Annotated in this window: 6 protein-coding genes; all 6 read left to right on the forward strand. The window is 38.5% G+C overall.

The features are described 5' to 3' along the window. Positions 1–125 precede the first annotated feature (125 nt). The 6 genes from DW793_RS13805 (at position 126) to DW793_RS13820 (ending at position 3,455) form a co-directional block, all read left to right on the forward strand. The gene (locus DW793_RS13805; RefSeq protein WP_118158487.1) at positions 126–767 is read left to right on the forward strand and encodes an ATP-binding cassette domain-containing protein; all 642 of its coding nucleotides are present in this window, start codon (positions 126–128) and stop codon (positions 765–767) included. A gap of 74 nt (positions 768–841) precedes the next feature. Then, a complete protein-coding gene (locus tag DW793_RS15540) occupies positions 842–1,117 on the forward strand; it encodes a hypothetical protein (protein ID WP_252969907.1) in 276 nt (91 codons plus the stop codon). A 78-nt stretch (positions 1,118–1,195) separates the two neighbouring features. Further along, positions 1,196–1,429: a hypothetical protein gene (locus DW793_RS15545; RefSeq protein WP_252969908.1), complete on the forward strand. Its 234-nt coding sequence runs from the start codon at positions 1,196–1,198 to the stop codon at positions 1,427–1,429. A gap of 26 nt (positions 1,430–1,455) precedes the next feature. After that, positions 1,456–1,974, forward strand: coding sequence for a hypothetical protein (locus DW793_RS15550; protein ID WP_242994002.1), 519 nt, complete (start codon positions 1,456–1,458; stop codon positions 1,972–1,974). A gap of 460 nt (positions 1,975–2,434) precedes the next feature. Further along, positions 2,435–2,698, forward strand: a complete 264-nt coding sequence (locus DW793_RS13815; protein WP_118158488.1) for an AAA family ATPase — start codon at positions 2,435–2,437, stop codon at positions 2,696–2,698. Beyond that, positions 2,652–3,455 (forward strand): helicase RepA family protein, encoded by an 804-nt coding sequence (locus tag DW793_RS13820; RefSeq protein WP_252969909.1) that lies wholly within the window; start codon positions 2,652–2,654, stop codon positions 3,453–3,455. The genes DW793_RS13815 and DW793_RS13820 overlap by 47 nt, the downstream gene beginning before the upstream one ends. Positions 3,456–4,041 lie beyond the last annotated feature (586 nt).

Below are 4,041 nucleotides of genomic sequence, written 5' to 3' on the forward strand. Positions count from 1 at the left end.
AGTTTTTCGGTCAGCTATCTTGCCATATTTATAGCGGTACTGCTGGCGTTCTGCTTTATCGCCATAAGAAAATTCAATTACGACAATGTTGCAGAGATAGCAAGTTAGGAAGTTAGGGGGACAAAATGGATATCATCAATGTAAATGACGTATGCCTTACGCTTGGCAAAGCGGAGATACTAAAGCATATAAATGTGTCATTTGAGGAGGGCAAGATACACGGACTTATCGGCAGAAACGGCAGCGGAAAGACAATGCTGATGAAGTGCATATGCGGCTTTATCAAGCCCACGAGCGGTGAGATTATCGTTGACGGCAAGCAGGTGGGCAAGGACGTTGACTTTCCGAAAGATATGGGTATAATTATCGAAACGCCGGGGTTTATACCTTACTATTCGGGCTACAAGAACTTAAAGCTTCTTGCGGGGCTGAACAACAAGATCGGCAAAGATGAGATAAAAAGCAGTATGAAACAGGTAGGACTTGATCCCGACCTCAAGCGACACGTCCGCAAATACAGCCTTGGTATGCGGCAGAGGCTTGGTCTGGCACAGGCTATTATGGAAAATCCGAAGATACTCATTCTTGACGAGCCTTTCAATGGTCTTGACAAGGACGGTGTAAAAGAAATGCGTGAGTACCTGCTTTCATACAAAGAGCAGGGTAAGACTATCCTTATCTGCTCTCATTCGGCGGAGGATATCTCCGTGCTGTGCGATACTGTGCATGAAATGGATAAGGGAGTGATAAGTGAGATCAAGGGGTGAGTGGTCTGCTTGTATGTGTTTGCTTTTATACGAATAATTTACGACTGTGCTAACGTAAAAGAAAGGATATTTTTATGAAAAAAGAACCAATTTTAGCTATATGCTATGACTTTGATAAAACATTATCTCCTGATGATATGCAGGCTCAAGGCTATATACAATCTATTGATTATGAAGTTGCAGACTTTTGGAAGGAATCAAATGAGCTTGCAAAAAACAATGATATGGATCAGAACCTTGCCTATATGTACATGATGTCCACTCGCTCAAGAGGTAAGGTTTTATTTACAAGGGACACTTTACATGAACAAGGAGGTAAAGTGAAACTTTTTCCCGGTGTTGATACTTAGTTTGACAGAATTAATGAATACGGAAGAAATAAGGGTGTATCCGTAGAGCATTATATCATTTCATCAGGTCTTAAAGAAATGATTGAAGGTACAGAAGTCGCCGAAAAATTTACAAAAATATATGCCAGTTCTTTTTATTTTGACGATGCTGGGGTTGCGGTATGGCCCGCACAGGTGGTGAATTATACTAACAAAACACAATTTTTATTTAGAATTGAAAAAGGAGTACTTGATATAAACGATCAAGGGGTCAACTCATTTTTCCAGCCGAATCAATATCGTGTGCCGTTCAGAAATATGATATATATATAGGAGACAGCGATACTGATATTCCTTGTATGAAACTTGTCAATACAAATGGAGGTCACTCTATTGGTGTATATAATTCTGAAACCAAGGATAAGTCAAAAGTGTTTAGGATGCTTGACGAAAAAAGGATAAAATACTATGTGCCAGCAGATTATAATGAGAATTCCCAATTAGAGCAACTAGTAAAAATGATTATAGACAGAACTATTTCTAATGAAATGTTGGAAGAATTTTATTTTGAATGTGTTTCAGAAAAAGACAAAGAAATCAAAGGTCAAAGTGAAGAAACAATTAAAATAGATGGCTTGATAAATCGTCTGGAAGATAGTATGAGCTTTGCTAACACGCATGATATAATTTCAAAGCTCAGAGTATATGAGAATTTGACAGATGAGCAGAAAACTAAACTGGTTAAAATTGCACTAAATAATAATCAGGTTACATATATTTTAAAAGATAAAGACGTTAAAAAATTTTACGAAGCAGTTTGTAAAAATTATAACGATGATGACGCAAGAAAGGTTATAGCGATATTAAATTCCAAGTAAGTTTAGATGAAAACATACAGCATAAATTCTGTTGTCTATAATTTTTTGCGTATTCAAATTAAACCAATGAACCTTCCAGATGATTGGTTCAATATATTGAACTTTTAAAATCATTGCATTTGACCGAACAAATGCGACTGAACTTTTATTAAAGCAAAAAAGTTCTCTAAAAATTCGTTTATGTTAAATTAATAACGTTTTGACATAGGGGGTATCTCACAGTGCGACGGCGAAAACGCACATCTTACCCCCGTGTCAAAATCAAATCTCCTGTGCAAAACAATGAAAATGGACCATGACTATTGACAAACGTATTAAAATGCGATACCATAAGAATGAAGAATAATATAGGCTCGTAAAGATTTTAAAAGTCTTTGCGAGCTTTTTGTTTTGAATATAAATTTCGCTATGTTCAGTGACAATAACAGAAACTTGAAAACAGAATTGGAGGAATGATAATTTGAAAAAACTTAGCACAAGATCCTGCGAAGAAATAATGACAACTGTGTACAAGCCTGTTGAGTTCGTTATAGACGGCTTGCTTGCACAAGGTCTGTATATTTTAGCAGGTGCACCAAAGGTCGGAAAATCTTGGCTGGCACTGGATATGTGCCTGTCAATAGCGAAAGGGAAAAAAAAATTTAGGTCTAAAAACTTCACAAGGAACTGCTCTGTATCTGTGTTTAGAGGACAGCTACGCAAGAATACAAAACAGGCTCTATGAGCTGACCGATGAACCAACTGAAATGCTTTACTTCTCTGTTATGTCTGACCCGATAGGAGGCGGTCTTGAAGAGCAGATCGAAGGCTTTATGAGTGAACATCGTGATCTGAAAATCGTTTTTATCGACACTCTGCAAATGGTTCGTTGTTCAACAGATTCAAGCTATGGTTCAGACTACAAAGACCTATCCGTTCTGAAAGCTCTTGCAGACAAGCTTGAGATAACTGTCATAGTGGTTCATCACACAAGAAAATGCAAAGACAGCGACCCATTCAATATGATCTCAGGTTCGACAGGACTGAGCGGCTGTGTAGACGGAAGTATGGTTCTGATCGAAACAAAACGTGGCAGCCGTAATGCAAAACTTTATTGTGTAGGACGTGATATTGAAAACGCAGAAATTAATTTGCAGTTCGATAGTGATTTGAAAAAGTGGGTCGTTACCGATGAGCCGACCGCTCCAAAAAGTAAGGACAACATTTTTCTTGCGGCATTGTATGTTTACATCAAAAAGAAAATTGATTTTTCAGGTACGGCGTCAGAACTTGTAAGTGAACTAAAAGAAATCACGCAAGAACAATTCTATCCAAACAGAGTTACAAGAGATCTGGTTCAGAACGGCTACACACTCAGAAAGTATGAGATAAATTTTCAGTACAAGCGAACTAGAAACGGCAGGCTGATAATTCTTCATTACGACCGTGAGCGTGACAGTAGTGACAGTAAAAACACTAGCGAAGTTACGTCAACAAGCTAACTTCAAAAGTGTGAAAAGCCTTGAAATTACTTGCTTTGCGAGGTGTGACGGTAAAAGTTAAATCAATGTTTACTGTCAACCCAAATCAGCGAACGTGGGGCGATTTGCGGGCTTGTAATTTTAGTCGAGTAGATCAAGCAGAAACGCATCAAAACCCCACACAAGCGATTTGTGAGCCGATGTGGGCGATAGAATCAACCAAAATAAATTGTCAAAGCGAATAGCCAGTTTGAGACCTTCGGCAATCTGCACAAATACCTGATACGCAGAAGTTAAAGTAAACCGAATTATTCTCTTGCAAGTTAAAGTTTCGGGGTCACAGCCCCCGAAACACTCACAGCGGACGAGCAAAGCTCGCCGCAAAAGTGCCGAAAATACGCAGTTTCAGCAAAATGATTGTGTAATCCTGTATAATAAAACTTGACACATACAAAACAATCAAAGTATAATAAAAACAAAGGAGTGTGTCATCAATGGGAACAGGAAAACAATATGATGAAGAGTTTAAAAAGCAGGCAATAAAGCTCGCAAAGGAGATTGGCACCAAGGCAGCAGCAGATGAGCTGTGCATCCCCAAAGGGACGCT

It is taken from the genome of Ruminococcus sp. AM31-15AC (assembly GCF_003462045.1).
GTDB lineage: Bacteria > Bacillota > Clostridia > Oscillospirales > Ruminococcaceae > Hominimerdicola > Hominimerdicola aceti.

Bases quoted from the DNA above. Each gene is read 5' to 3' on its own strand.
- DW793_RS13805 (WP_118158487.1), top strand. From the start codon at position 126: ATGGATATCATCAATGTAAATGACGTATGCCTTACGCTTGGCAAAGCG.
- DW793_RS15540 (WP_252969907.1), top strand. From the start codon at position 842: ATGAAAAAAGAACCAATTTTAGCTATATGCTATGACTTTGATAAAACA.
- DW793_RS15545 (WP_252969908.1), top strand. From the start codon at position 1,196: ATGATTGAAGGTACAGAAGTCGCCGAAAAATTTACAAAAATATATGCC.
- DW793_RS15550 (WP_242994002.1), top strand. From the start codon at position 1,456: ATGAAACTTGTCAATACAAATGGAGGTCACTCTATTGGTGTATATAAT.